The following is a 23858-nucleotide window of genomic DNA, read 5'->3' on the forward strand; positions in this document are numbered from 1 at the left end:
ATGTCAGAACTTGCCGCCGAGCCCGACGCCGCCGGCGCCCACCGACGGAGACAGGCCGCCCGAGGCGGAGCGGCCACCGCTCTGGGCGCCCTCGATCTCGTCGCGGTCGATCCGGCGGGGCCCGGCATCGGCCGCACGGGCGTCGCCGCGCACGTTCTTCGGCAGGTCGAGGCGGCGCGTGGGGGTCGAGGGCAGCGGTGCGCCGTCGTCATCGACCTGGGAGGTCCGGACGGCGCGGCTCGGAAGGGTGCCGCGGGCCGAGGGCGGCGGGCCGATCTCGGTCTCCGGCATCACCCCGGCACCACCGCTGAAGGCCTGACAGCTGCCGAGGCTCGCGGCCAACAGCGCCGCGGCGGCGTATCGCGGCAGGGCCGCGGCCCGGAAAATCGGCGGAAGGGGCATCGGTCTCGTCCTCGTCGCGGCCGCGTCCAGCGGCGGCCCCGCTTGTCTCACGTCTTCTCCTGCATGGCTCTAAGGCAGGGTTGGGGCGAAAACCAGACGAGGAACGACGGCGTCCCGGCCTCGATCCACCGCTCGTCCTGTGCCGGCTACGCGGTTCGGCTTTCTCCGGGCCGCCCCGGGCGGTCCATAACTTCGCCGCGGTTGCGCGGCATCGCTGCGACATCCGCGCGCTCCAGTCCGACCGGCCGCGGCCCGTCAGCGGCTTTCACGACATGACGACGATTCCAGGCGGCGAAAGGGCTCAAGGGGTGCGCAGACTGATCCGGACGATCGTGACACCGGCGATCGCCCTCCTGTCCACGGCCGCCGTCGCCGGCGACGCGTCCCCCACGCCCAATGGCTCCGGCGATGCGCCGGCCGCACCACCTCCGGCGGCGACGCCCCCCGCCCCACCGGCCGCCCCGTCGGCCCCTCCCCCGGCGCAGAGCGGCGGCACGCCCGCCGTGGTGCTCGACACGCAGGATTACGAGAGCCTGCTCGGCAAGAGCGTGCGGGCGATGAACGGCGACGACCTCGGCCGGATCATCGACGTCATCATCGACCGGGACGGCCGCCCGCGGGCGGCGGTGATCGATTTCGGCGGCTTCCTCGGCGTCGGCTCGCGCAAGATCGCGGTGGATTGGCGCGTGCTGAAGTTCACCACCGAGGGCAAGGTCGGGCGCCTCGTGCTCCAGCTCAACCGCAATCAGGTCCGGGTCTCGCCGGAATACAAGGCCGGCGAGCCGATCGTGGTGCTCGGCGCCGCCAGCCCCGCCACCACCGCTGCCCCGGTCGAGGCCGACCCCGCCGGCACGACGCCTGCTACGCCGGCTCCGACGCCCGCGGCGGTCCCCGCTCCGGCTCCGGACAAGCCCGCCGATCCGGCGGTGAAGCCTCAAGACAAACCGCAAGACAACAAGACGCCGGACAGATGACGGCGATTCCGGTGACGGAGAGACGGGCGGTCCTGCCCCGCGAGCGCGATGTCCCCCGGCCCGATCCGCGGGATCGGGCCGGCTGGCGACCGTCGCGCCGCCCCGGCCGCGGCGCGGGCGAGCCGGCATCCGCCGCGCCCGCGCCCAGCGCCGCGCGCGGGCTCGACGCCTTCACCTTCTTCATCGCCAACCTTCAGACCGGCTTCGGCCCGTTCCTGGCGGTCTACTTCACCCAGCAGAAGTGGACGCAGTCGGATATCGGCCTCGCGCTTACCGTCGGCAGCCTCGTCAGCCTGCTCGGGCAGATGCCCGGCGGCGCCTTCGTCGACGCTTCGCGCTCGAAGCGCTTCGCCGCCGGCTTCTCGGCCTTCTGGGTCGGAGCGAGCGCGGTGATGCTCGCGGCCTTCCCGACCTACCTGATCGTCATGCTGGCCATGGCGATCCATTCGGCGGCGAGCTGCGTGCTGACGCCGGCCATCGCGGCGATCTCGATCGGCCTCGTCGGCCATGCCAACGCGGGCGCGCGGCTCGGCCGCAACGCGAGCTTTTCGGCCATCGGCAACGCGCTGGGCGCGGCCAGCATGGGCGCCGTCGGCTATTATCTCTCGAACGACGCGGTGTTCTACCTCGCGGGCGCCCTGGTGATTCCGGCGCTGATCTCCCTGCGCTTCATCCCCTCGCGCCGCGCCGAGGCGGCCCGCCCGGCGGCCGCCGACGAGCCGGCGACACCGCCTTCGGCCGGCGGGATGGCGGCCCTGCTGAAGAACCGGGCGCTCCTGTGCTTTGCCGCCTGCATGGTGCTGTTCTTCCTGGCCAACGCCGCGATGCTGCCGCTGGTCGGCTCGGTGATGACGCTGCGGGCCAGCGAGACCGCGACGGCGCTGGTCGCCGCCTGCATCATGGTCCCGCAGGCGGTGCTCGCCGTCACCGCCCCCCTGGTCGGGCGCCTCGCGCAGAGCTGGGGGCGAAAACCCCTCCTCGTCATCGGCTTCGCGGCCTTGCCGGTTCGCGGCCTGCTCTTCGCCTTCGTCAGCGACCCCTACTGGATGGTCGCGATCCAGGTGTTCGACGGCATCTCGGCCTCGGTGCTGGGCGTCATGGTTCCGCTGATCGTCTCCGATCTGACCCGCGGCACCGGCCGCTTCAACACGGCGCTCGGCGCCGTCGGCACCGGCATGGGCATCGGCGCGGCGCTCTCGACGGCGCTCGCGGGCTTCATGGCCGACCATCTCGGCAGCCACAGCACGTTCCTGGGACTCGCGGTGATGGGCGCGGTCGGCCTCGTCCTCGTGGTGCTCATCATGCCGGAGACGCGGGGCAAGGGCGCCGAGGATGGCGCAAGCGCTTGATGAGCCATGCTTCGGCGCGGGAGAGCCTTGACCTGCGCCCCGCGACGCGCTTGGAGTCGTTGCTGCGCCGCACGGTCGCTCAAGTCCCGTTCAGCTTGGCCGCGATAGTTCGCGGGAAAGCGGCCCGCGCTTGAAACATAAGGCGACGCTTCGCGTTGCGGTTAACGGGCCTAGCCTGCGCCTGCCGCGCCCACGGCACGCTTCTCGCCGCCCTGCGGGTCTGATCGAATCGGGATTGACGGTCGCGATGGAAGATCTCTGCCAATACGCCAACCGGCCCTTCGCCTTCGTCGGGCGCTATCTCAAGCGCCGCATCATCCCCCACCTCGTCATCCTTTTCGCGGTTCTCGGCGCCGTCACCTTCTCGGTCTCGACCGATTACGCCTTGAAGGGCGTGGTCGATGCGCTGGGCAAGGGGCCGAGCGCCGGCCAGGTCTGGACGGCGCTCGCCGTGCTGATCGCCTTCATCGCCGCCGACAACCTGCTCTGGCGCGTCGCCGCGCTCGTCGGCGCCTTCACCTTCGTCGGCGTCACCGGCGACATCCGCCGCGACATGTTCCGCCACATGACGGGCCACGCCCCGTCCTTCTTCGCCGACCGGCAGCCGGGCACGCTGGCCTCGCGCATCACGGCGACCTCGAACGCGATCTTCACCGTCGAGAACATGTTTACGTTCAACGTGATGCCGCCCTGCATCGCGGCCGTGCTCTCGATCGTCTACATCGGCACCGTGAACCTCACGATGGCGCTGGTGCTCGCCACCATCTTCACCGCGGTCGTGGTGCTGATGTTCAAGATGGCGTCCGCCGGCAAGCCGCTGCACCACGACTTCGCGGCGAAAGCCGCCAGCGTCGATGGCGAGATGGTCGATCTCGTCGGCAACATGCCCCTGGTGCGCGCCTTCTCGGCCTTCAACCGCGAGTTCGTCCGTTTCGACGGCACCATCGGCACCGAGATGCGGGCGCGGCGCTCGTCGCTGATCTATCTCGAGAAGCTGCGCATCACCCACGCCATCCTGACGGTGATCTCGATCCTCGGCCTGCTCTACTGGTCGATCAAGATGTGGGAGGCGGGCCAAGCCACCACCGGTCAGGTCGTGCTGGTCTGCACGCTGGGCATCCGCATCCTCGCCGCCACCCGCGATCTCGCCGTGGCCCTGGTGGACGCGACCCAGCACACCGCCCGCCTGTCGGAGGCGCTCCACACGCTGCTGCAGCCGCACGAACTCGTGGATCACCCGGAGGCCGAAAAGCTCGTCGGCCAGACCGGTGCCGAGATGCATTTCGACCACGTCGCCTTCAGCTATCCCGACGGCCGCACCGTCTTCTCCGACCTGGACCTGCTGATCCCGCCGGGCCAAACCGTGGGTCTGGTCGGCAAGTCGGGCGGCGGCAAGTCGACCCTGTTCTCGCTGATCCAGCGCTTCTACGAGGTGCAGGGCGGGCGCATCCTGATCAACGGCCAGGACATCACCCGCGTCACGCAGGAGAGCTTGCGCGAGGCGATCACCGTGGTCCCGCAGGACGTGTCGATGTTCCACCGCTCCTTGCGCGAGAACATCCGTTACGGCCGCCCCGACGCCACCGACGAGGAGGTGTGGCAGGCGGCGGAGGCGGCGCATTGCACCGACTTCATCAAGGCGCTGCCAGAGGGCTTCGACACCATCGTCGGCGACCGCGGCGTGAAGCTGTCGGGCGGCCAGCGCCAGCGCATCGCCATCGCCCGCGCCATCCTGAAGGATTCGCCGATCCTGCTCCTCGACGAGGCGACCTCGGCGCTCGACGCCGAGTCGGAGGAGGCGATCCGGGCGGCGCTGGCCAACCTGATGAAGGGCCGCACCGTCATCGCCATCGCCCACCGGCTCTCGACCCTGAAGGATTTCGACCGGATCGTGGTGCTGGAGGGCGGCAAGATCGTCCAAGACGGCTCGCCGGAAAAGCTGACCCATCTCGACGGGTTCTACCGCGAGCTGATGAAGAAGGAATCGATGTCGATGGCGCTCGCCGCCGCTTAAGGCGGCGCTCGACCGCCATCCCCGTTGACCAAGGCCCGCGCTTTCGGTTGCGGGGTGGTGCGGCAATTCCTAGCTTGAGCCGCTTCCAGGCGGCTCCGGCGTTCCGGGCCGGTTCCGCCCCTCCGTCCCATGGCAGGAGCGAGCCGCACCGTGCCCGACCAGCAATTCGCTAGCGACAACTATGCCGGGATCTGCCCGGAGGCGATGGCCGCGATGGTGGCCGCCAATGCCGGCCACGCCCCGGCCTACGGTGCCGACGACTGGACTCAGGCCGCCGCCGACGGCTTCCGCCGTCTGTTCGAGACGCCATGCGAGGTGTTCTTCGTCTTCAACGGCACGGCGGCCAATTCGCTGGCCCTGGCCTCGCTCTGCCAATCCTACCACAGCGTCATCTGCGCCGACTCGGCGCATATCGAGACCGACGAATGCGGCGCGCCGGAATTCTTCTCCAACGGCTCGAAGCTCCTCACCGTCGCGAGCCCGGACGGCAAGCTGACACCCGACGCGGTGCGGGTCATGGCCGGGAAGCGCAGCGACATCCACTTCCCCAAGCCCAAGGCGGTGACGATCACGCAATCCACCGAGACCGGCCGGGTCTATCGGCCGGACGAGATCGGCCGCCTCGCCGAGACCTGCCGCGGGCTCGGCCTGCACCTGCACATGGACGGCGCCCGCTTCGCCAATGCCTGCGCCTCGCTCGACGCCGCCCCCGCCGACCTGACATGGAAGGCGGGCGTGGACGTGCTCTGCTTCGGCGGCACCAAGAACGGCCTGGCGGTGGGCGAGGCGGTGATCTTCTTCGACACCGCGTTGGCGGAGGATTTCGGCTATCGCTGCAAGCAGGCCGGCCAGCTCGCCTCCAAGATGCGCTACCTCTCGGCCCCCTGGGTCGGGATGCTGGAGGACGACGCGTGGCTGCGCCACGCCCGCCACGCCAATGCCTGCGCCCGCCGCCTCGCCGAGGCCATCGCCGACGTACCGGGTGCGTCCCTCGCCGCCCCGGTCGAGGCCAACGGCGTGTTCCTCAACCTCTCGGCCGCGGCGCAGGAGCGCCTGCGAGCCCGCGGCTGGCACTTCTACGGGTTCATCGGCGGCGCGGCGCGCTTCATGTTCGCGTGGGATTCGCAGGTCGAGCGGGTCGATGCGCTGGCGCGGGACATCCGGGCCTGCGTGTCGCTGTCGGCGGCGGCGTAGGGTCAATGCTCGATCAGCTTGACCCTGCGAGGGACTGCTTTCGCCCCTTTTGCCGACATCAACAAGCAGGCTGAAGATGGCGGCGCTGTCAGGGAGAGGTTGGCGTGTGCAACTCGGTTATTGCCCAAGGACGTTAGCATGGGACTCCCAGGAACCTTACAGCGTTCCTGGGAGGCGAGGACCGTCTTGTTTGACAAGACGAGAACCCGTTCGTGCGTTGGCCGAAGGGCAAGGATTGGCACGACCTTGATCTATGCCGGTGCAGCATCGACCTTGCCGCGACACTCAGCAAGGCAGGTCTGTGGTGGCATCGGAGCAATGATGATCTAATGGAGTACATCATCGATTGAGTGTGATCCGCCATGATCATCGAGCGCCATGTCAGCCCGGACGGAGTGCTGACCTTCGTCGTTGAGCACGTCGACGACGGCGTCACCCTGCTCGGCTTTGAGGAAAGCGCGTGGCACACTCACCCCAACCTCCTCGACCGCGAGGACGGGGTCACCGACGAGGCTGCCACGAGTGCGTATATCGACCGGCTACTGCGCAGCGTCTCCGTCGTCGGCATCCGGCGCAAGGGCGGTGTGATCGTCGAGATATGGATCATGGACGACCCCATGTTTGAGGCGGACGCGCACGCCGACGACGAGACCTTGGAGATGCGCTACTGGAACGGCCGCCCTTGGTCTATCTGAAGCCCGCGTTCCACCCTCAACGGCCCTTCGAGCGATCAACCTGATCGAGCCTCGACCCCGGAGGACCGCGCCCCTCACCGCGGCGTCGAGGACACCCCCGAGGCGTCGATCGAACCCGGCATCCACGCCACCGGCTCGCCCGCCTGCGTCGCTGCGCCGGTCACCCGCCCCTGATGCAGCTCCGTCAGTTCCACGGCCTGCCGGGTGTCGTCCTCGGTGAGGAAAAGCCGGCGGGCCTTGGAGGCGAGGCCCAGCCGCGTCGAGCTGGTGAGCACGCTTTGCGCCGGGCTCGTCAGCAGGGCGAAGGCGATGGGAGCCATCCAGACGGCGAGCAGGAGATCCCCCGCCATCGCGATCAGGACGGTCAGGGCGAAGCCGGCGGCCACCGCGTCGCTCTGGAGGCGGAGCGCTTCGCCCCACGGCACGCTGCGGTCGTCGCGGGATTGCGCGTCCCAGCGCACCACCCGGCCGAACAGGGTCGAGACCACGGCGCCCGCGCTGAACAGCGCCATGACCGGCCACAGCACCACCCAGATCGCCTGCTCGATCGCGGCGCTGACGAGGAGCGAGCCGGCGCCGCCGAAGGCCGCGCGGCGCTTGGCCGAGGCCAGCACGTAGCCGAGGCTGAGGAGCTTCGGCAGCGCCAGCACGGCGACGACGAGGGCGGCGAGGGCGAACGCCGCGGGCGTGCCGCCGTCGAAGCCGTAGCCCAACAGGCCGAGTTCGCCGAGGCGCACGGCCTGCCACGTGCCGAGCGCCAGGAAGGCGATCCAGAGCGGATAGACGCCATAGCCGAGGATGCCCACCGCGAGGTGCCAGCGGCTGGCGCCGCGCAGGCCCTTCATCGGCAGCACGCGGAGATGCTGGAGGTTGCCCTGGCACCAGCGGCGCTCGCGCCCGAGCAGATCGATCAGGTTGGTCGGCATCTCCTCCCAGGTGCCGCCCATCTCCGGCAGCAGGCGCACCTCCCAGCCGGCGCGGCGCAGGAAGGCGCCCTCCACGATGTCGTGGCAGAGGATCTCACCGCCGAGGGGCGGCTTGCCCGAGAGCACGGGAAGCTCGGCGTTCTGCGCGAAGGCCTCGATCCGCAGGATCGCGTTGTGGCCCCAATACGAGCCGTCCGGCCCCTGCCAGGTCTCCAGGCAGCGCAAGGAGAGCGGCGCGTAGAGCCGCACGGCGAATTGCTGGATGCGGGCGAACAGGGTGTCGCGGCCGGCCGCATAGGAGACGGTCTGGATCAGCCCGAGGCGGGGATTCTCCTCCATCAGCCGGGCGAGCTTGCGCATGGTCGCGCCGGTCATGAGGCTGTCGGCATCGAGCACGATCATGAAATCGTACTCGTCGCCATAGGTCTGGCAGAACTCGGCGATGTTGCCGGCCTTGCGGCCGCTGTTCTGCGTCCGGCGGCGGTAGCGGATGCGCGGCAGGCCACGCCCTGCGCCGGCCCCTTCGCCGCCCGCTTCGCGCTCGGCCCAGGCCACCGCGCGGGCGAATTCATGCTCCTCGACCGCCGAGATCGCGCCCTCGCGGGTGTCGGACAGGACGAAGATGTCGATGTCCGACCCGTCGCCGCCCTCGCGCTGGAGCGAGCGGGCCATGACGCGGATCGCGGAGAAGACCGCGATCGGGTCCTCGGCGTGGATCGCCACCACGGCCGCCGTGCGGCTCAGGCCGGTCGGACGCGCCGAGATCGTGGCGGCGCGCCGCTCCAGCGGCGACAGCACCCGGTCCCCCATCCCGCCGGCGACGAGTCCGTAGAGGTATTGCCACGCCGTGAACGACTGCCACGCCATCAGCAGGGCGAACAGGCCGAGCACGGCGCGCCCGAGCCAAGTCTCCGGCATCCCGTAGGCGGCGAGCGCCAGGGCGAGGATCGCGGCGGCGGTCGCGAGCGTTGGGACGACCAGGGCGAGCCGGCGCAGGCCGAACGCGGGCGGTCGCGGCGCCGGGCCGGTCCCCGCGGGCCGCGCCGGACCCTGGCCCGTCTCGACGGGCGCATCGACCTGCGGCAAGTCTGGGCTGGACATGGTCGGCGTCGATGACTCGGCGGGAGGGAGAAGCGGATGGACGAACCGTCGGGGGATGACGGCGATGCGCGCCGGGACGGGGACGTTTCGCGGCGGCAGATGATGCGGGTCGGCCTCGCCGGACTTTCCGGCTTGAGTATGCCTAGCCTCTTCGACCTGAATGCCGACCGAACGATGGCCCAGACGTTTCCCGCTGCGCAACCCGGAGCGCCGTCGCAGGGCGAGGGACGCCCCGTGACCCTCGACGACGTGGCGGCCCGCGCCGAATCGCTCGCCCGGAGCCCTTATCGCCCGCACGACGACGACCTGCCGCCGGAGCTGAAAGGCCTGACCTACGACGACACCCAGGCCATCCGCTTCCGCCCGGAGGCGACGGTGCCGCTCGGCCCCGGCTTCTCGCTGCAGCCGTTCCACCGCGGCGGGCAGCAGCCCCGCCGCGTCGATCTCTTCCTTCAGAAAGCCGGGCAGGCCCCCGTGCCGTTCGGCTACGACGCCCGGCTGTTCGATCTCGGCCCGACGCTGAAGGACCGAACCTATCCGGCCGCCCTGGGTTTTGCCGGCTTTCGCATCGCCCACGGCTTCGATCCGGCTCGTGCCGACGATCACGAGGAATTTCTGGTCTTCCTCGGCGCCTCCTACTTCCGGCTGCGGGGCAAGGGGCAGATCTACGGTCTGTCGGCGCGCGGCATCGCGGTCGATACCGGGGCACCCACGGGCGAGGAATTTCCCGACTTCACCACCTTCTGGATCGGCCCGGTCGAGGGTGGCACCGTCACGGTGCTGGCCCTGCTGGAGGGCCCGAGCCTGACCGGCGCCTACCGCTTCCGCGTCACGCCGGGCGATCCCTCGACGCTTCACGTGACCGCCGCCCTGTTTCCCCGCCGGGCCATCGCGGCGCTCGGGCTGGCCCCCCTCACCAGCATGTTCATCGACGGGCAGAACGGGCCCGGCGCGCGGGGCGCCCTCCCCTTCGACGATTTCCGCCCGCAGGTGCATGATTCGGACGGGCTGCTGGTGCAGACGCCCGGCGACCGGCTCTGGCGCCCGCTCACCAACGGCCGCGCCGCGCCGCAGACCTCGGCCTTCCGCGCCGCCCCCCTCGAAGGGTTCGGCCTGCTCCAGCGCGAGCGGCGCTTTTCCGCCTATCTAGACGTCCAGGCCCGGCACGAGGACCGGCCCGGCCTCTGGGTGCGCTCCGAAGCCGGCTTCGGACCCGGCGCGGTGCGTCTGTTCGAGATTCCGTCGCGGGAGGAGGCGACCGACAACATCGTCGCCGCCTTCGTTCCCGACAGGAAAGTGGAGGCCGGCCGGCGGCTGGACCTGGCCTATTCGCTCGTCACCGTCGGGGCAGAGCCCGTTGCGGCGATCGCGCCGCCGCTCGCCCGCGTCGTTTCGAGTAGGGTCGGGTCCGCCGAACGGTTGCGCCCGACCAATCCGCCGAGCCCGAAGCGGCGCCTCTACGCCATCGACTTCGAGGGACCGAGCCTGCCCGACGACCCGAAGGCCGACATCGACGTCGCCCTCTCGGCCAGCGCCGGCGCCTTCGTCGAACCCTATGCCGAGCGCGTCCCCCAGACCGGCGGCTGGCGCCTCTACGCCGAATTCCGCCCCCCCGAGCCGATGCCGGCCGGCGACATCGTCTTGCGCGCCCGCCTCAGCCATGCCGGCCGGGTGATCACCGAGACCTGGGACGGGGTGGCGTAACGCGCCCGGCCCATCATCTGGAATTCCTTCATGACACAGCCCTTGGCCGCCTGCGTTCTGACGCAGAGCTGTTTCGAAACCGACGCCGCGCTCGTCGCGCGAAAAGTGGGTGAGCGCTTCGCCCATCTCGGCGTGAAGTCCGAGGTTCGGATCGCCCAGACATCCGGCGCGGCGCGCTACGCACTCGATGTCGACGGCGTCGCGGTCATGGTCATCTACACCGGCAAGCCGATCGCCGAGGACATCGTGACGAACCTCGCGCAGAACCTGCTCGAGAGCGAAGCCACGCCGACGGCGCACCGGGATCAGGCCGTGGTCACGCTTCTCCACGACGATGTCGAAGGCCACGAGGCGACGCTGCGCGCCGCCTCGGCCATCCTCAAGGTCGCCTGCGTTCTGGCAGAGACCGACGCCGCCACGGCGGTCTACTGGCTCCCGAGCGAGATGCTCATGTCCGCGACCTTCTTCGCGCAGGTCATGGAGGAGATGAGAGACGCGGAGGATGTGCCGTCCGGGGTGATGATCCGCTTTGTTCCCTACGCGGACGGCGGCGGTTTCGAGCAGCGTCAGGGCGTCACCGTCCTCGGCCTGGATCGCTTCATCGGCCGCGACATCGAGTTCGTGCCGAGCGCGCTCCCGCTCAATCGCGTCATCAAGAGCGCCTTCGAGATGAGCGACTGGTTGCTGCGCAAGGGACCCGTCTTGGAGGACGGCGACACCTGCGGCGGATCGGCGACGGAAATCATCCGCATCCGCCACAAGGACAGGGGCCGGATCAGCCCTCATCCGGTGCTGGAATCGACGATCGAGACGCTCGATCCGTCCGAGATGATGAAGCAGGCACCCTGGAGCAATTGAGCGGGCGTCTCAGGGCGCTCGCTTCGATCTCACCTCACGCCGTCGCCGCGAGGCGGACCCGAAGCGATCCGCGGAGCGCCCCATCGCCGGAGAAGGCGAGACGGCTTCGTCCGTCCCGTCATCGGTCAGCCGAACATACGTCTCGGACGGGTCCCGGCTCAGCGGCTCCGCCCGGGCGGCGGCGTCTCGGATCGGCGGCGTTGCTCGATCCGTGCCACGCTCGGCGGCAGGCCGTTATCGTCCCGGTCGGTGCCCGTCGGAGGCAGGGGCGGGGCGGCATCGCGGCCACGCTCGAACGCCCAGCCGGCATTCACCCCGGCATAGAATCCTGAAAAGTCCTCGGCCGCGGCCGGGCCGGTACCGAGCATCAGGCCCAGACAGAACGCCGTCGCCACCCGCATCCGCGCATTCTCCAACGAAGCTCGGGCATCCCGACAAACGAAAACGGCGGCCCTGAGGCCGCCGCTTCGTCAGTCAGTCGACGCGTCGATCAGTAATCGACGCTGATGCTGGAGGCCTCGCGGCCCTTCTGGCCCTCGACCACGCCGAGGGTGACCTGCTGGCCCTCGGCCAGGGAGTCCAGGCCGGCGCGGGACAGGGCGGAGCGGTGCACGAACACGTCCTTGCCGCCGTCATTGACGGAGACGAAGCCGAAGCCCTTGGCCGGGTCGTACCACTTCACGGTGCCGGTCATCTCGACCGACGGGCCGGAGGCGAAGCGGCCACCGCCGCCACCGCCGCGATCACCGCCGAAGCGGTCACGGCCACCACCGCCGAAGCGGTCGCCGCCACCGAAGCGGTCGCCACCGCCGCCGAAGCGATCGCCGCCGCCGAAGCGCGGGCCCTCGCGCCGGGGCGGAGCCGCCTCGGCCGTGGAGGTGTCGACGCTGTTGACCGCAGTGACCTGCGGACCCTTCTGGCCCTGGGCGGTCTGCACCGTGAGGCGCGTGCCGGGCAGGAGGTCGTCGTGGCCGGCGGCTTCGACCGCGCGGATGTGGAGGAAGGCATCGCCGGAGCCGTCGCCGAGCTCCACGAAGCCGAAGCCCTTCTCCTTGTTGAACCACTTCACCGTGGCGTCACGCTCCGGGCCCGAAGGCGCCGCAGCTGCGGGGGCGCCCCGCGACGGGCCGCGGTCGAAACCACCGCCACCACCGTAGCCGCCGCCACCGCCGCCGAAGCGGTTGCCGCCACCACCGTACCCACCACTGCTCGGGGGCAGCTGGTCCGGCCACTGAGGCTCGGCACCGCCCTCGTCGAAGCCGCGCTTCTGCGGCCCCCGAAAATCACGACCACGTCCCATTGAAAGCTCGCAAAAACCGTCCGCCCGCCACGTCTCGAATACCGCGTGCGCGCTATCCCGAGACAGCCCACGCCTCGCACTATCATCCCCTCGGCAGCGGATACCGAGATCGATGCCTCAGGTCTGACGCAATCGGGGCCGATCCGCAAGGAACTTCTAACCCGTCCGTGCTTGCACCCGCCGATTTTCGTGGTGAACTGCGTAAGGGAGCGGACTCGGCGCGGTATCGGGGCCCTCGTCAAGAATCGTTCCAGATTTTGGCGGCGCCTGCATCACGTTGCGGAGGTTTCCTTAAGGGAAACGCAAACCCGCCGCCCCTAAGCTCCGGCCCGAGACCGCCCGCGCCGCGCGAGGCCGGGCCCGAGCCGCCGATGATCGCCACCCCGACCTTTCCGGATCTCTCGGCTCTCGTGGTCGACGAGAGCCTCTACATCCGCCGCATCGTGCGCGACATGCTGATGCGCGTCGGCATCAAGCGCGTGCTGGAGGCACCCGACGGAGCCGAGGCCCTCGGCGTGCTCGCCGAGAGCAAGCCCGACCTGACCATCCTCGACTGGGACCTGGCGATTCTCTCCGGCGAGGAGTTCATCCGGCTCGCCCGCACGCCCACCACCTCGCCCTCCCCGACCGTGCCGATCATCCTGATGCTGGCCCAGCCTCGGCGCAACGTCGTGGACCGGGCGATCTCGCTGGGCGTCAACGAGATCATTGCCAAGCCGTTCTCGCCCAAGACCCTGTGGTCGCGCCTCGACGAGGTCATCAACCGGCCCCGGCCCTTCTCCCAGGTCAAGAGCCTGCTGCGCCCGCTGCCGCGGACCAACGGGGCGTCGAAGGGGATGGGATTGAACTGACGCGCTCGTCCGGACGCCCCGATCTCGACCGTTTTTCGAGATCGGCGCCGTCCGATGTCAGTGTCGCCGTCGCTTCGGAGCGGGACCGATCCGGTCCGCGGGCGGCGTCCGGATGTCGAAGGCCGAGAGTTCGGCGATGCCGCCCTCCACGTCGAGGCCGCGCTCGACCACGGCGATGCGGTGGCCGCCCTCCTCCGGGGTGATCGTATAGAGGTAATACGAGGCACGCCGGTTCACGAGGAGCGAGCGGGCCGAGGCCGAAGGCGCGCCGACCACCGGCACCGGCCGCCCCTCCGGGCCCGGAATGCCCGCCACGCTGCCGACGTGGTTGTGACCGTGCAGGATCAGGTCGGCCCCGGCCCGGCCGATCATCGCCGCGAAGGCGGCGGCGTCCTTCAGCTCGCGGCCCGCAGCCGCCCCGCCGGGATGGGGCGGATGGTGGATCATCACCACGCGGCAGGGCCGGTCGGGTGCCCGCGCCAGGTCGCCGAGCAGGCGCTCCGCCGCCGCGATCTGCGCCGGGCCGAGCCGCCCGGTCGCGGCGAACGGCTTGGTCGGGATCGCCGAGGACAGGCCGACCAACGCGAGCGGCCCGCGCCGCCTGAGATACGGGAAGAGGCCCGCCCGCCCGTCGTCGTCGGCGGTCCAACCGCCGCAGCTGCCGAGCAAACCTTCCAGCGAGCCGCGGACATAGGCGTCGTGGTTGCCCGGCACGAAGCTCACCCGGTCGGCCGGCCCCAGGGCCTCCAGGAAGATGCGGGCCGTGTCCCACTCGTCGGGCAGGCCGAGGTTGCACAGATCGCCGGTACAGGCGACGTGATCGCTTCCCTGCGCCCGGAGGTCGGCAACGAGGGCGCCGAGCAGGTCCATGTCGTGATGGCGCCCGCGCCCGCGGTGCCAGTTCACGTAGCCGGTCGCGCGCTTGCTCAGGAGCTGGCGCAGGCGCAGCCGCGGCAACGGCCCGACATGGGGATCGGTGAGATGGGCGAGCCTGAACATTTCGACACCGCATCGGAGCATCGAGCGTGCGCGTCAACACCCGTGCAGCAGGAGAACGCCCGAACTCCGCCGCATTGGGGCACGACTCCGCGGGTCGTCCACCCGGCCGCGTTGCCTCCCGGCCCGACGCGGGGCTAGACACCCGGCCCGGGCGGCGCCCGATTCGAAACGCGAGCGAACAGGCGGAGCGGTCCGAGCCCATGGGCCTGATCAAGACCATCGGCCGCAAGCCCGCGGTCCAGCATGTGCTGAGCCGAATCGCCTACGGCTATCTCCGCTTGGTGAAGCGCACCAACCGCTTCACCCGGGAGCCGGCGGACATCTACGAGCGCCTCGACGCGATCGGCCCCTTCATCGCCGCGATGTGGCACGGGCAGCACCTCATGATCTCGTTCATGCGCCGCCCCCAGGATCGGGTCGCCACGATCATCTCCCGCTCCCCCGACGGCAATATCAACACGATGGCGCTGGAGCGGATGGGGGTGCGGGTGATGCGGGCCTCCGGTGCCCGAGGCCGCGTCGTGCGCGACGCCCGCGCCAAGGGCGGCGCCGAGGGCCTTCGCGCCATGGTGAAAGCGCTCAAGGGCGGCGAGACCGTCGCCTTCTCGGCGGACGTGCCTAAGGTCTCGCGGGTCTGCGATGCCGGCATCATCATGCTGGCGCGGTTCTCCGGCTGCCCCATCGTCCCGGTCGCCGTGGTGACGGGCCGGCATATCCGCTTCAATTCCTGGGACCGGGCCTGCCTCGGCCTGCCGTTCGGGCGCGGCGCCATGGTGTTCGGCGAACCGATCTACGTCCCCCGCGAGCTCGAGCCGGAGGCGACCGACGGCTATCGCGCCCGCGTCCAGGCGGAACTGAACCGCGTCCACGACCGGGCCTACGCCCTGGTCGGCCGTCCCGACCGCGTGGTCGGCTCACGGGACGACGCCCTGGGACAGGCCGCGTGAGGGTGCCGCCGCTCCCCGCGACCCTGCGGGTCTACCGCTACGGGCTCTATCTCGGCGAGCCCGCGGTGGCGGGGCTGCTCGCGTGGCGCTCCCGCCGCGGCAAGGAGGATCCTGCCCGCCTGCCCGAGCGACGCGGACGCCCCGGCCGGGCTCGGCCGGTCGGGCATCTGGTGTGGATGCACGGGGCCAGCATCGGCGAGGCGCTCTCCCTCGTCGGCCTCATCGAGGGGATGATTGCCCGCGGCTGCTCGGTGCTCGTCACCACCGGCACCCGCAGCGCCGCCGATCTCTTGAGCCAACGCCTGCCCGCAGGCGCGGTGCATCAGTACATGCCGCTCGATGCGCCGCGCTGGGTCGAGCGCTTCCTGGCCCACTGGCAGCCGGATCTCGCGGTGGTCGCCGAATCGGAGATCTGGCCCAACACCGTCGTGGCGCTGCACGAGCGCGGCATCCCGCTGGTGCTCGTCAACGGGCGGATGTCGCAGCGCTCGTATCAGGGCTGGGCCCGCTCGCCGCGCACCGCCCGCGCCCTGCTCTCGCGCATCGCCGTGTGCCTGTGCCAGACCAAGGCCGATGCCGAGCGCTTCGCCCGGCTCGGCGCCCCGCGCATCAGCGTGGTCGGCAACCTGAAATACGATTCCGCCCTTCCCCCGGCCGATGCGCAGCAGCTCGCCTACTTGCGCGACATGGTCGGCGACCGGCCGGTCTGGGTCGCGGCGAGCACCCATCCGGGCGAGGACGCCGTCATCGCCCGCGTCCATGCCCGCTTGCGGGACCGTTTTCCCCGCCTGCTCACCATCGCCGTACCGCGCCACCCCCGCCGCGGCGAGGAGGTGGCGCAGGTGGCCCACGAAGCCGGCCTGCGCACCAGCCGGCGCGCCAAGAACGGGCGTCCCCAGGCAAACGTGGATGTCTACGTCGCCGACACGCTCGGCGAACTCGGCCTGTTCTACCGGCTCTGCCCGCTGGTCTTCCTCGGCGGCTCGCTGGTGGAGCATGGCGGCCAGAACCCGATCGAGCCCGTGCGCCTCGGCGGCGCCGTGCTGCACGGCCCCCACATCCACAATTTTTCGGAGCCCTACGGCGCGCTGGGCGCCGCGGGCGGCGCCCGCCTCGTGGCGGACGAGGCCGATCTCGCCGCAGCGGTCGCGGACCTCCTGGGCGATCCTTCGCGTGCCGCCGAGACGGCGCGGCGGGGCCAAGCGGCGCTTTCCGCCTTCGAGGGCGCCGTCGGCCGCACGCTCGCGGTGCTCGACCCCTACGTCGCGCAGATGAAGCTCGCCGCCCGCGAACGGGCCTGATGCGTCCTCCGGATTTCTGGACCCGCGCCCCGTCCCATCCGCTGGCCCGGCTGCTGGCCCCCGCGGGCGGGCTCTACGGCACATTGACCGCCCGGCGGATGGACCGGCTCGGCGCGCCGGCCCCCGGCCCGATCCTGTGCGTCGGCAACTTCACCCTCGGCGGCGCCGGCAAGACGCCGACCGCTCTGGCGCTGGCCCGCATCCTGCGCGACGAACTCGGCAGGCGCCCGGCCTTCCTCAGCCGCGGCTACGGCGGACGCCTCGCCGGGCCGGTGGCGGTCGAACCCGCCTCGCACGATGCGGCGGATGTCGGCGACGAGCCGCTGCTGCTGGCGCGCTCAGCCACGACGGTGGTCGCCCGCGACCGTCCGGCGGGTGCGCGGCTCTGCGTCGATCTCGGCGCCGACATCGTCGTGATGGATGACGGGCTTCAGAATCCGAGCCTGCACAAGACGCTGTCGCTCGCCGTGGTCGATGCAGGCGCAGGGATTGGCAATGGCCTGCCCTTCCCGGCCGGTCCCCTGCGGGCGCCGCTGGCGCGGCAATGGCGGCACGTGGGCGGGCTGGTGCTGATCGGCGACGGCGCGCCGGGCGAGGCACTGGCGCGGGAGGCGGCGGCACGGGGTCTGCCGGTGCATCGCGCCCGGCTCGTGCCGGAGGCGCCGGAGCGGTGGCGGGGCGAGCCGGTCGTCGCCTTCGCCGGGATCGGTCGGCCGCAGAAGTTCTTCGACACGCTGGCCGGGCTCGGCGCGCGGATCCTTGCCACCAGAAACTTCGCCGACCACCATCCCTACCGGGCCGGCGACCTCGCCCCCTTGCGGGCCCTCGCGATCCGCGAGGGCGCGCGCCTCGTCACCACCGAGAAGGACGCCGTGCGGCTGCCCGAGGGCGAGAGCGCGGAGGTTCTGCGGGTCATCCTCGCCTTCGAGGATCCGGCGGCCCTGCGGCGTCAGATGGTAGAGACGCTCACGGCGCCCGGCCGATCTCCTTGAGCCGCTGCATCGCGGCCTCGGGAGTCGCGTAGGCCTCCTGGCGATCGACGTTCCAGTAGCGGAGCGCGTCGAGATCGATCGCCTCGCCGGTCACGGCGCAGCGCACGAAGCTGCCGGGCTTGAGCACCCGCATGGTGCCGTCGCCGTACTCGACCTTGGCCTCGCCGTTGTTCGAACCCCGATCGTAGCGCCCGAGCATGTCCCTGGCTCCCTGCCGCATCCGCAAGGCTCTTGCATTACGAGGCGGGAGCACGGCTGTCGACCGCCCCTCGACATCGGCCCCGGCCTCGGGCCAAACGGGGTCATGACCGCGCCCGGCGCCCCCGCCCAAAGCCCCGATCTCGACGCCCTGTTCGCCGCGGCCTCCGCCGTGCGGGCACGGGCCCACGCACCCTATTCGGGGTTCTCCGTCGGCGCCGCGCTGATCGACGAGGCGGGGCGCGTCCATGCCGGCTGCAACGTCGAGAACGCGGCCTATCCGGTCGGCACCTGCGCCGAGGCCGGGGCCGTCGCGGCGATGATCGCGGGGGGCGGGCGGCGCATCCGGGCGATCCTGATCCTCGCCGACAGCCCCGCTCCGGTCACGCCCTGCGGCGCCTGCCGCCAGCGCATCCGCGAATTTGCCGGGCCGGACACGCCGATCCTCGCCGCCGGCCCCGAGGGCATCCGCGCCCGCTTCACCCTGGAGGCGCTGCTGCCGGCCTCCTTCGGCCCCGAGCACCTGCCGGAGCACAGCATCGATGGCGAATGAGATCGAGGCCACCGCGACCTTGCGCGACAAGGGGTTCGCCGGCCCGGCCGCCCTGGCGATCGTGACCGGGACCGGCCTCGGCGCCCTGGTCCAGGCGGTCGAGGAACGGATCAGCCTCGACTACGAACAGATTCCCGGCTTCCCGGCGCCGGGCGTGTCCGGCCATGGCGGGCGGCTGCATCGCGGGATGCTCTCCGGGCGGCCGGTGCTGGTGCTGGAGGGGCGCGCCCACGCCTACGAGCGGGGCGATCCCGCCGCCATGCGGGTGCCGCTCGCCACGGTCGCGGCTTTGGGCGCGAATCGGGTGCTGATCACCAACGCCTCCGGCTCGCTGATGCCCAAGGCCGGGCCCGGCAGCCTCGTGGTGCTCACCGACCACATCAATCTCTCCGGGTTCAACCCGCTGATCGGCGAGGCCAGCGACGCCCGGTTCGTGCCGATGACGAACGCCTATGCGCCCCGCCTGCGCGCCGCGCTCCGGGCCGCGGCCGAGATGGAGGGGCTCATCCTGCACGAGGGCGTCTATGCGTGGTTCTCCGGCCCGAGCTTCGAGACGCCCGCGGAAGTCCGCATGGCGGGACGGCTCGGGGCCGACCTCGTCGGCATGTCCACCGTGCCGGAGACGATCCTGGCCCGCTTTCTCGGCCTCGAGGTCGCCGCGGTCTCGGCGGTGACGAACTTCGCCGCCGGCATCTCGGGGGGCGACCCGCACCATGCCGAGACCAAGGCGGTCGCGGCCCGCGCCGGGGCCGACCTCGCCCGCCTCGCCGCCGCCTTCGCGGCCCGCCTCCCCGAATCGTGAGGTCCTTTGCGATGACCGCCCCCCTTCCCCCGGACGAGGCCGTGCGGATCGCCGCCCGCGCCCTGCCGCTCCTCGACCTGACCGACCTGAGCGAGGGCTGCACGGCGGAGGCGGTCGCGACCCTGTGCCAGCGCGCCGAGCGGCACGCCGTGGCGGCGGTCTGCGTCTGGCCGCGCTTCGTGCCGCAGGCCGCGCAGACGCTCGCGGGATGCGGCGTGCGGATCGCCACCGTCGTCAATTTTCCGGAGGGCGGCGAGGACGTGGCCGGCACCTTGGCCGAGACCCGCGCGACGCTCGACGACGGCGCCGACGAGATCGACCTCGTGTTGCCCTACCGTGCGCTCCAGCGCGGCGATGCGGAAGCGGCTCGCGCCATGGTGGCATCCGTGCGCGAAGCCTGCGGCGACAAGCTGCTCAAGGTGATCCTGGAAACCGGGATGCTGCCGGATGCCGAGACGGTGGCACGGGCGAGCCGGCTCGCGCTGGAAGCCGGGGCCGACTTCCTCAAGACCTCGACCGGCAAGACTCCGGTTTCGGCCACGCCCGAGGCGGCGGAGGCGATGCTGTCCGTGATCCGCGAGAGGGGCGGCGCGCGGCCGGTCGGGCTGAAGGTGTCGGGCGGCCTGCGCCGGGTCGAGGATGCCGCGCGCTACCTCGCGCTGGCCGACCGCATCATGGGCCCGGACTGGGTGAGGCCGAACACGTTTCGGATCGGCGCCAGCGCGCTCCTCGACGATCTGACCCGCGCCGGGGAGGCCGGGGCATGAGACTCCCGCAGGAGATCATCCGCGACAAGCGCGACGGGCGGGCCCTGTCCGAGGCCGACATCGCCGGCTTCATCGGCGGGCTGACCGACGCGCGCGTCACCGAGGGGCAGGCGGCGGCCTTCGCCATGGCGGTGTTCTTCCGCGGCCTCTCCCTCGACGAGCGCGTGGCGCTCACCCGCGCCATGCGGGATTCCGGCTCCGTGCTGACCTGGGACCTGCCCGGTCCCACCCTCGACAAGCATTCCACCGGCGGCGTCGGCGACACGGTGAGCCTCGCGCTCGGCCCCATGGTCGCGGCCTGCGGCGGCTTCGTGCCGATGATTTCGGGCCGAGGTCTCGGCCATACCGGCGGCACCCTCGACAAGCTCGCCAGCATCCCCGGCTACGACGTGGCGCCGGGGCTCGACCGCTTCCGCGCGGTGGTGCGCGAGGCCGGCTGCGCCATCATCGGCCAGACGGCGGACCTCGCCCCGGCCGACCGGCGCCTCTACGCCATCCGCGACGTCACCGGCACGGTCGAATCCCTCGACCTGATCACGGCTTCGATCCTCTCGAAGAAACTCGCGGCGGGCCTCGACGGCCTCGTCATGGACGTGAAGGCGGGCTCGGGCGCCTTCATGGCGCGGGACGAGGAGGCACGGGCGCTGGCGCAGAGCATCGTCACGGTCGCCAACGCCGCCGGCCTGCCGACCCGCGCGCTCCTGACCGATATGGACGCGCCACTGGCCTGCGCCGCCGGCAACGCCGTCGAGGTGGCCTACGCCGTCGATTACCTGACGGGGCGCCGCCGCGAGCCGCGCTTCCACGCGGTGACGATGGCCCTTTGCGCCGAGATGCTGGTGCTCGGCGGCCTCGCCGCCGACCGCGATCGAGCCGAGGGGCGGCTGCAGGCCGCCCTCGATACGGGCGCCGCCGCCGAAACCTTCGCCCGGATGGTCGGCGCGCTCGGCGGCCCGTCGGACATTCTGGAAGCCTCGGACAGGCACCTGCCGCGGGCACCGGTGGTGCGATCGGTGGCTGTGGAGAATGCCGGCACGGTCGTGGCGGTGGACACCCGCGCCGTCGGCCTCACCGTGATCGGGCTCGGCGGTGGGCGCACCCGGCCGCAGGACGACATCGACCCGCGCGTCGGCTTTTCGGATCTGGCACGGCCCGGTGACTGGCTCGGCGTCGGCGATCCCCTCGGGATCGTTCACGCGGCGGACGAGGCGGCGGCGGAACGGGCGGCGGCAGCCCTTCGAGCGGCCTACCGGATCGGTGCGACGGCGCCGGCGGCGCGGCAGGCGATCCTCGAACGGGTCGGCTGAGTCTCGACCAAAAAAAGGGCCGCGCGCCGGTCCACCCGGCGCGCGGCCTCTCGACCCGTCAGCTCAGTAGAAGTGATGGTGACGGCGCCAGCCGTGGTGGTGGCCCCAGTGATGGTGCCGGTGATGACCCCAATGGTGGCGGCGATGGTGGCCCCAGCCATGGTGACGGTGGTGATGATGACCCCAGCCATGATGGCGATGGCGGTGGAAGCGACGGTGGCCCCAGCCGTGCGGGTGATGCCACTGCACGGTCTCGACGCCCGCGTCGGCGGCGAGCGTGGCGGCGGGCGCAGCCGCGAGCGGGGCGGCCTCGGCTGCCTGGGTGCCGATCAGCCCTCCGGCGAGAACGGCCATGGCGGCCAGCGTGCGGCGGATGCGCTTGGTCGATATGGTGTTCGACATCGTGAACTCCCTTCGTCCGGCCGCGTCGAGGCGGCCTCGGAACGAGACGCTAGGAGCTTCGCAATGAACGAGGCCTGAGAAGCGTTCCCACAAACGGAAACAATTCTCCGGGGATGATTCTCATCCCAAAACCGTGTCAGGCGGTCGGCTTGTCGATCGTCTTGGCGGGTCGGCGGTAGACCCACACGCGAGCGGGCGGCAGGTTCAGCCACACCCGGTTGGAGCGGCTCGCGGTGTAGCTTCCGGCTTCACAGCGGGCCGGGATCGGCGGCACCACGGCGTAGGTGAACTGCACGAACGGCGCGCCCGGCTGCATCACGTCGTGGGCGTCCTGCAGCAATTCCATCCGCTTCTCGAGCGGCTTGGTGAAGAGCGGCAGCGAGGAGATCGTCGCGGCACAGGGCTCGGTGACGATGCTGCCGAGCGTCTCGCGGATGCTGTAGGCGTCGCCCCGGATCACCGTGGTCCGCGGGAAGCGGCGGCGCAGCAACGCGCAGAAATCCGGGTTGAACTCCACGAGGATCAGCCGCTCCTGCTCGAAGCCGCGGCGGATCAGCGCCTCCGTGACCGGTCCGGTGCCAGGCCCGAGCTCGATCACGGGTCCGGGCATCGACGGGTCGGCGTAGGAGGCCATGGTGCGGGCGAGCATCCGCCCCGAGGGGGTGACCGCACCGGTGACGAGGGGACGCTCGAACCACGAGCGGAGGAACCGGGCCTCGTCGGGCAGCGGCTCACGCTGCTCCCGGATGCGGGTCGCGGCGACGGTTCGGGCGCTGGAACGGCGAAGCGGCGGCACGACCGGTGATCCTCGGATCAGGAGTGGAAGGACGGGGTGGAACCGCTCGCGGGCCGCGCGCGGCTGCAGGGTCCCGGTGTGAGGCCGGGGCTGAGGCGCGCGCTCGCCGGATCGGCGCACGACCCGGTGGGGAGCGTTCTAGACGACGAAAACCCGCACCCCGTCAAGGCCGGCCGTCCCTGGGCGCGAGGGCACCCGCCGGCCGCCCGACTGGGACGGCCGCAGGCACAACCGGGTTGGCCCGGTCTTTGATCCCGGCAGCAGGCCTCACGTCCGGCCCGCGCCGCTCACGAAGAAATCGCGGACCTTGGAGAAGAAGCCTGCGCTTTCCGGGTGGTTCTCGTCGGAGGCCGACTGGTCGAACTCCTGCAGCAGCTCGCGCTGGCGCTTGGTCAGGTTCTGCGGCGTCTCGACCGAGACCTGGATGTAGAGGTCGCCGACCTCGCGCGAGCGCAGCACCGGCATGCCCTTGCCCTTGATGCGGAACTGCTTGGCGGTCTGGGTGCCGGCCGGTATGCGCACCTGCGTCTGCGAGCCGTCGATCACCGGCACGGTGATCTCGCCCGAGAGCGCGGCGGTCACCATCGAGATCGGCACGCGGCAGAACAGGTCGGCGCCGTCGCGCTGGAAGAAGGTGTGCGGCTTGATCGAGAGGAAGACGTAGAGGTCGCCCGCCGGCCCGCCGCGCAGGCCGCTCTCGCCCTCGCCGGCGAGGCGAATGCGCAGGCCGTCATCGACGCCCGCCGGCACGTTGATCGAGAGCGTGCGCTCGCGGTTGACCCGGCCGGCGCCGGAGCAGGCGGTGCAGGGATCGTCCACGACCTCGCCGCGGCCGTGGCAGTTCGGGCAGGTGCGCTCGATGGCGAAGAACCCCTGCGCCGCCCGCACCCGGCCGTAGCCGCCGCAGGTCGGGCAGGCCCGCGGCTTCGAGCCGGCCTTGGCGCCGGTCCCCGAGCAGACCTCGCAGGCGATGGAGGTGGGGATGCGGATCGTCTCGGTCTTGCCGGAGAAAGCCTCTTCGAGGCTGATCTCGAGGTTGTAGCGCAGGTCCGCGCCGCGCTCGCGCCCCGGCTGGCCGCGCCCGCGCTGGCCGCCGCCGCCGGGCTGGCCGCGCCCGTCGCCGAAGAAATTCTCAAAAATGTCCGACATGAAGTCGCCGAACTCGTTGCCGAATCCGGGTCCGCCCCCGCCGCCGCCCTGGCTGAAGGCGGCGTGGCCGAAGCGGTCGTAGGCGGCGCGCTTCTGGCCGTCGGAGAGGCACTGATAGGCCTCGTTGACTTCCTTGAACTTGATCTCGGCTTCCTTGTCGCCGGGATTGCGGTCCGGGTGATGGACCATGGCGAGCTTACGGAAGGCGACTTTGAGTTCGCCGTCCGTGGCCGTCTTGGCGACGCCCAAAACCTCGTAGTAGTCCCGCTTTGACATT

24 protein-coding genes are annotated in these 23858 nt (G+C 71.2%); 15 read left to right on the forward strand and 9 right to left on the reverse strand.

Annotated features, from left to right (window positions below; genetic code table 11):
- Positions 1-3: 3 nt before the first annotated feature.
- The gene (locus tag BM140_RS15635) at positions 4-402 is read right to left on the reverse strand and encodes a hypothetical protein (RefSeq protein WP_091948192.1); all 399 of its coding nucleotides are present in this window, start codon (positions 400-402) and stop codon (positions 4-6) included.
- 308 nt (positions 403-710) lie between these two features.
- On the opposite strand from BM140_RS15635, the gene BM140_RS15640 reads away from it, so the two are divergent.
- The 5 genes from BM140_RS15640 (at position 711) to BM140_RS15660 (ending at position 6628) form a co-directional block, all read left to right on the forward strand.
- A complete protein-coding gene (locus BM140_RS15640; RefSeq protein WP_244535452.1) occupies positions 711-1376 on the forward strand; it encodes a PRC-barrel domain-containing protein in 666 nt (221 codons plus the stop codon).
- Entirely contained in the window at positions 1373-2725 is a 1353-nt protein-coding gene (locus BM140_RS15645; protein ID WP_091948198.1) for an MFS transporter, read from the forward strand. Before BM140_RS15640 ends, BM140_RS15645 begins: the two co-directional genes overlap by 4 nt.
- Before the next feature lie 247 nt (positions 2726-2972).
- The gene (locus BM140_RS15650; protein WP_091948201.1) at positions 2973-4739 is read left to right on the forward strand and encodes an ABC transporter ATP-binding protein; all 1767 of its coding nucleotides are present in this window, start codon (positions 2973-2975) and stop codon (positions 4737-4739) included.
- A 150-nt stretch (positions 4740-4889) separates the two neighbouring features.
- Positions 4890-5933, forward strand: a complete 1044-nt coding sequence (locus BM140_RS15655) for a threonine aldolase family protein (protein ID WP_091948203.1) — start codon at positions 4890-4892, stop codon at positions 5931-5933.
- A gap of 362 nt (positions 5934-6295) precedes the next feature.
- Positions 6296-6628, forward strand: coding sequence for a hypothetical protein (locus tag BM140_RS15660; protein WP_091948206.1), 333 nt, complete (start codon positions 6296-6298; stop codon positions 6626-6628).
- Between the two features lie 74 nt (positions 6629-6702).
- Here the strand turns inward: BM140_RS15660 and mdoH are convergent, their stop codons facing one another.
- Entirely contained in the window at positions 6703-8655 is a 1953-nt protein-coding gene (mdoH, locus tag BM140_RS15665; RefSeq protein WP_091948208.1) for a glucans biosynthesis glucosyltransferase MdoH, read from the reverse strand.
- A gap of 36 nt (positions 8656-8691) precedes the next feature.
- Between mdoH and BM140_RS15670 the strand changes: the two genes are divergently transcribed.
- Positions 8692-10359, forward strand: a complete 1668-nt coding sequence (locus BM140_RS15670) for an OpgD/OpgG family glucan biosynthesis protein (RefSeq protein WP_091948210.1) — start codon at positions 8692-8694, stop codon at positions 10357-10359.
- A 30-nt stretch (positions 10360-10389) separates the two neighbouring features.
- Positions 10390-11217 (forward strand): DUF4261 domain-containing protein, encoded by an 828-nt coding sequence (locus BM140_RS15675; protein WP_091948213.1) that lies wholly within the window; start codon positions 10390-10392, stop codon positions 11215-11217.
- Positions 11218-11375: 158 nt separating this feature from the next.
- Here the strand turns inward: BM140_RS15675 and BM140_RS15680 are convergent, their stop codons facing one another.
- Both BM140_RS15680 and BM140_RS26605 read right to left on the reverse strand, forming a co-directional pair.
- The gene (locus BM140_RS15680) at positions 11376-11618 is read right to left on the reverse strand and encodes a hypothetical protein (protein WP_091948215.1); all 243 of its coding nucleotides are present in this window, start codon (positions 11616-11618) and stop codon (positions 11376-11378) included.
- A gap of 89 nt (positions 11619-11707) precedes the next feature.
- Positions 11708-12517, reverse strand: a complete 810-nt coding sequence (locus BM140_RS26605; protein WP_091948218.1) for a cold-shock protein — start codon at positions 12515-12517, stop codon at positions 11708-11710.
- Between the two features lie 371 nt (positions 12518-12888).
- On the opposite strand from BM140_RS26605, the gene BM140_RS15690 reads away from it, so the two are divergent.
- Positions 12889-13368, forward strand: a complete 480-nt coding sequence (locus tag BM140_RS15690; protein ID WP_091948220.1) for a response regulator — start codon at positions 12889-12891, stop codon at positions 13366-13368.
- Between the two features lie 57 nt (positions 13369-13425).
- Here BM140_RS15690 and BM140_RS15695 read toward each other — a convergent pair whose 3' ends face one another.
- Positions 13426-14367 (reverse strand): metallophosphoesterase family protein, encoded by a 942-nt coding sequence (locus tag BM140_RS15695; protein WP_091948223.1) that lies wholly within the window; start codon positions 14365-14367, stop codon positions 13426-13428.
- A gap of 200 nt (positions 14368-14567) precedes the next feature.
- Between BM140_RS15695 and BM140_RS15700 the strand changes: the two genes are divergently transcribed.
- From BM140_RS15700 to lpxK, 3 genes are read left to right on the forward strand one after another with little or no spacing between them, the layout of a single operon-like run.
- The gene (locus tag BM140_RS15700) at positions 14568-15314 is read left to right on the forward strand and encodes a lysophospholipid acyltransferase family protein (protein ID WP_091948226.1); all 747 of its coding nucleotides are present in this window, start codon (positions 14568-14570) and stop codon (positions 15312-15314) included.
- Positions 15311-16615, forward strand: coding sequence for a 3-deoxy-D-manno-octulosonic acid transferase (locus BM140_RS15705; RefSeq protein ID WP_091948229.1), 1305 nt, complete (start codon positions 15311-15313; stop codon positions 16613-16615). The genes BM140_RS15700 and BM140_RS15705 overlap by 4 nt, the downstream gene beginning before the upstream one ends.
- Positions 16615-17607 carry a tetraacyldisaccharide 4'-kinase gene (gene lpxK, locus BM140_RS15710; RefSeq protein ID WP_091948233.1) on the forward strand — a complete coding sequence of 331 codons (993 nt, stop codon included), beginning with the start codon at positions 16615-16617 and terminating at the stop codon, positions 17605-17607. The genes BM140_RS15705 and lpxK overlap by 1 nt, the downstream gene beginning before the upstream one ends.
- Here lpxK and BM140_RS15715 read toward each other — a convergent pair.
- Positions 17582-17806, reverse strand: coding sequence for a DUF2093 domain-containing protein (locus BM140_RS15715; RefSeq protein WP_091948235.1), 225 nt, complete (start codon positions 17804-17806; stop codon positions 17582-17584). The genes lpxK and BM140_RS15715 overlap by 26 nt on opposite strands.
- A gap of 105 nt (positions 17807-17911) precedes the next feature.
- On the opposite strand from BM140_RS15715, the gene BM140_RS15720 reads away from it, so the two are divergent.
- The 4 genes from BM140_RS15720 to deoA are packed head-to-tail and all read left to right on the forward strand — an operon-like array spanning position 17912 to position 21234.
- Entirely contained in the window at positions 17912-18358 is a 447-nt protein-coding gene (locus BM140_RS15720; RefSeq protein ID WP_091948238.1) for a cytidine deaminase, read from the forward strand.
- Positions 18348-19160, forward strand: coding sequence for a purine-nucleoside phosphorylase (locus tag BM140_RS15725; RefSeq protein WP_091948242.1), 813 nt, complete (start codon positions 18348-18350; stop codon positions 19158-19160). Before BM140_RS15720 ends, BM140_RS15725 begins: the two co-directional genes overlap by 11 nt.
- Before the next feature lie 11 nt (positions 19161-19171).
- Positions 19172-19927, forward strand: a complete 756-nt coding sequence (gene deoC / locus BM140_RS15730; RefSeq protein ID WP_091948245.1) for a deoxyribose-phosphate aldolase — start codon at positions 19172-19174, stop codon at positions 19925-19927.
- A complete protein-coding gene (gene deoA, locus BM140_RS15735) occupies positions 19924-21234 on the forward strand; it encodes a thymidine phosphorylase (protein ID WP_091948248.1) in 1311 nt (436 codons plus the stop codon). The genes deoC and deoA overlap by 4 nt, the downstream gene beginning before the upstream one ends.
- Positions 21235-21297: 63 nt before the next feature.
- Here deoA and BM140_RS15740 read toward each other — a convergent pair whose 3' ends face one another.
- The 3 genes from BM140_RS15740 to dnaJ form a co-directional block, all read right to left on the reverse strand.
- Positions 21298-21636, reverse strand: coding sequence for a hypothetical protein (locus BM140_RS15740; protein WP_091948250.1), 339 nt, complete (start codon positions 21634-21636; stop codon positions 21298-21300).
- Between the two features lie 136 nt (positions 21637-21772).
- Complete coding sequence (locus BM140_RS15745; protein WP_091948253.1) at positions 21773-22432, reverse strand: class I SAM-dependent methyltransferase; 660 nt, start codon at positions 22430-22432, stop codon at positions 21773-21775.
- A gap of 267 nt (positions 22433-22699) precedes the next feature.
- Positions 22700-23857 carry a molecular chaperone DnaJ gene (gene dnaJ / locus BM140_RS15750; RefSeq protein ID WP_091948255.1) on the reverse strand — a complete coding sequence of 386 codons (1158 nt, stop codon included), beginning with the start codon at positions 23855-23857 and terminating at the stop codon, positions 22700-22702.
- Position 23858: the final 1 nt, after the last annotated feature.

The organism is Methylorubrum salsuginis (assembly GCF_900114375.1).
Taxonomy (GTDB): Bacteria; Pseudomonadota; Alphaproteobacteria; order Rhizobiales; family Beijerinckiaceae; genus Methylobacterium; species Methylobacterium salsuginis.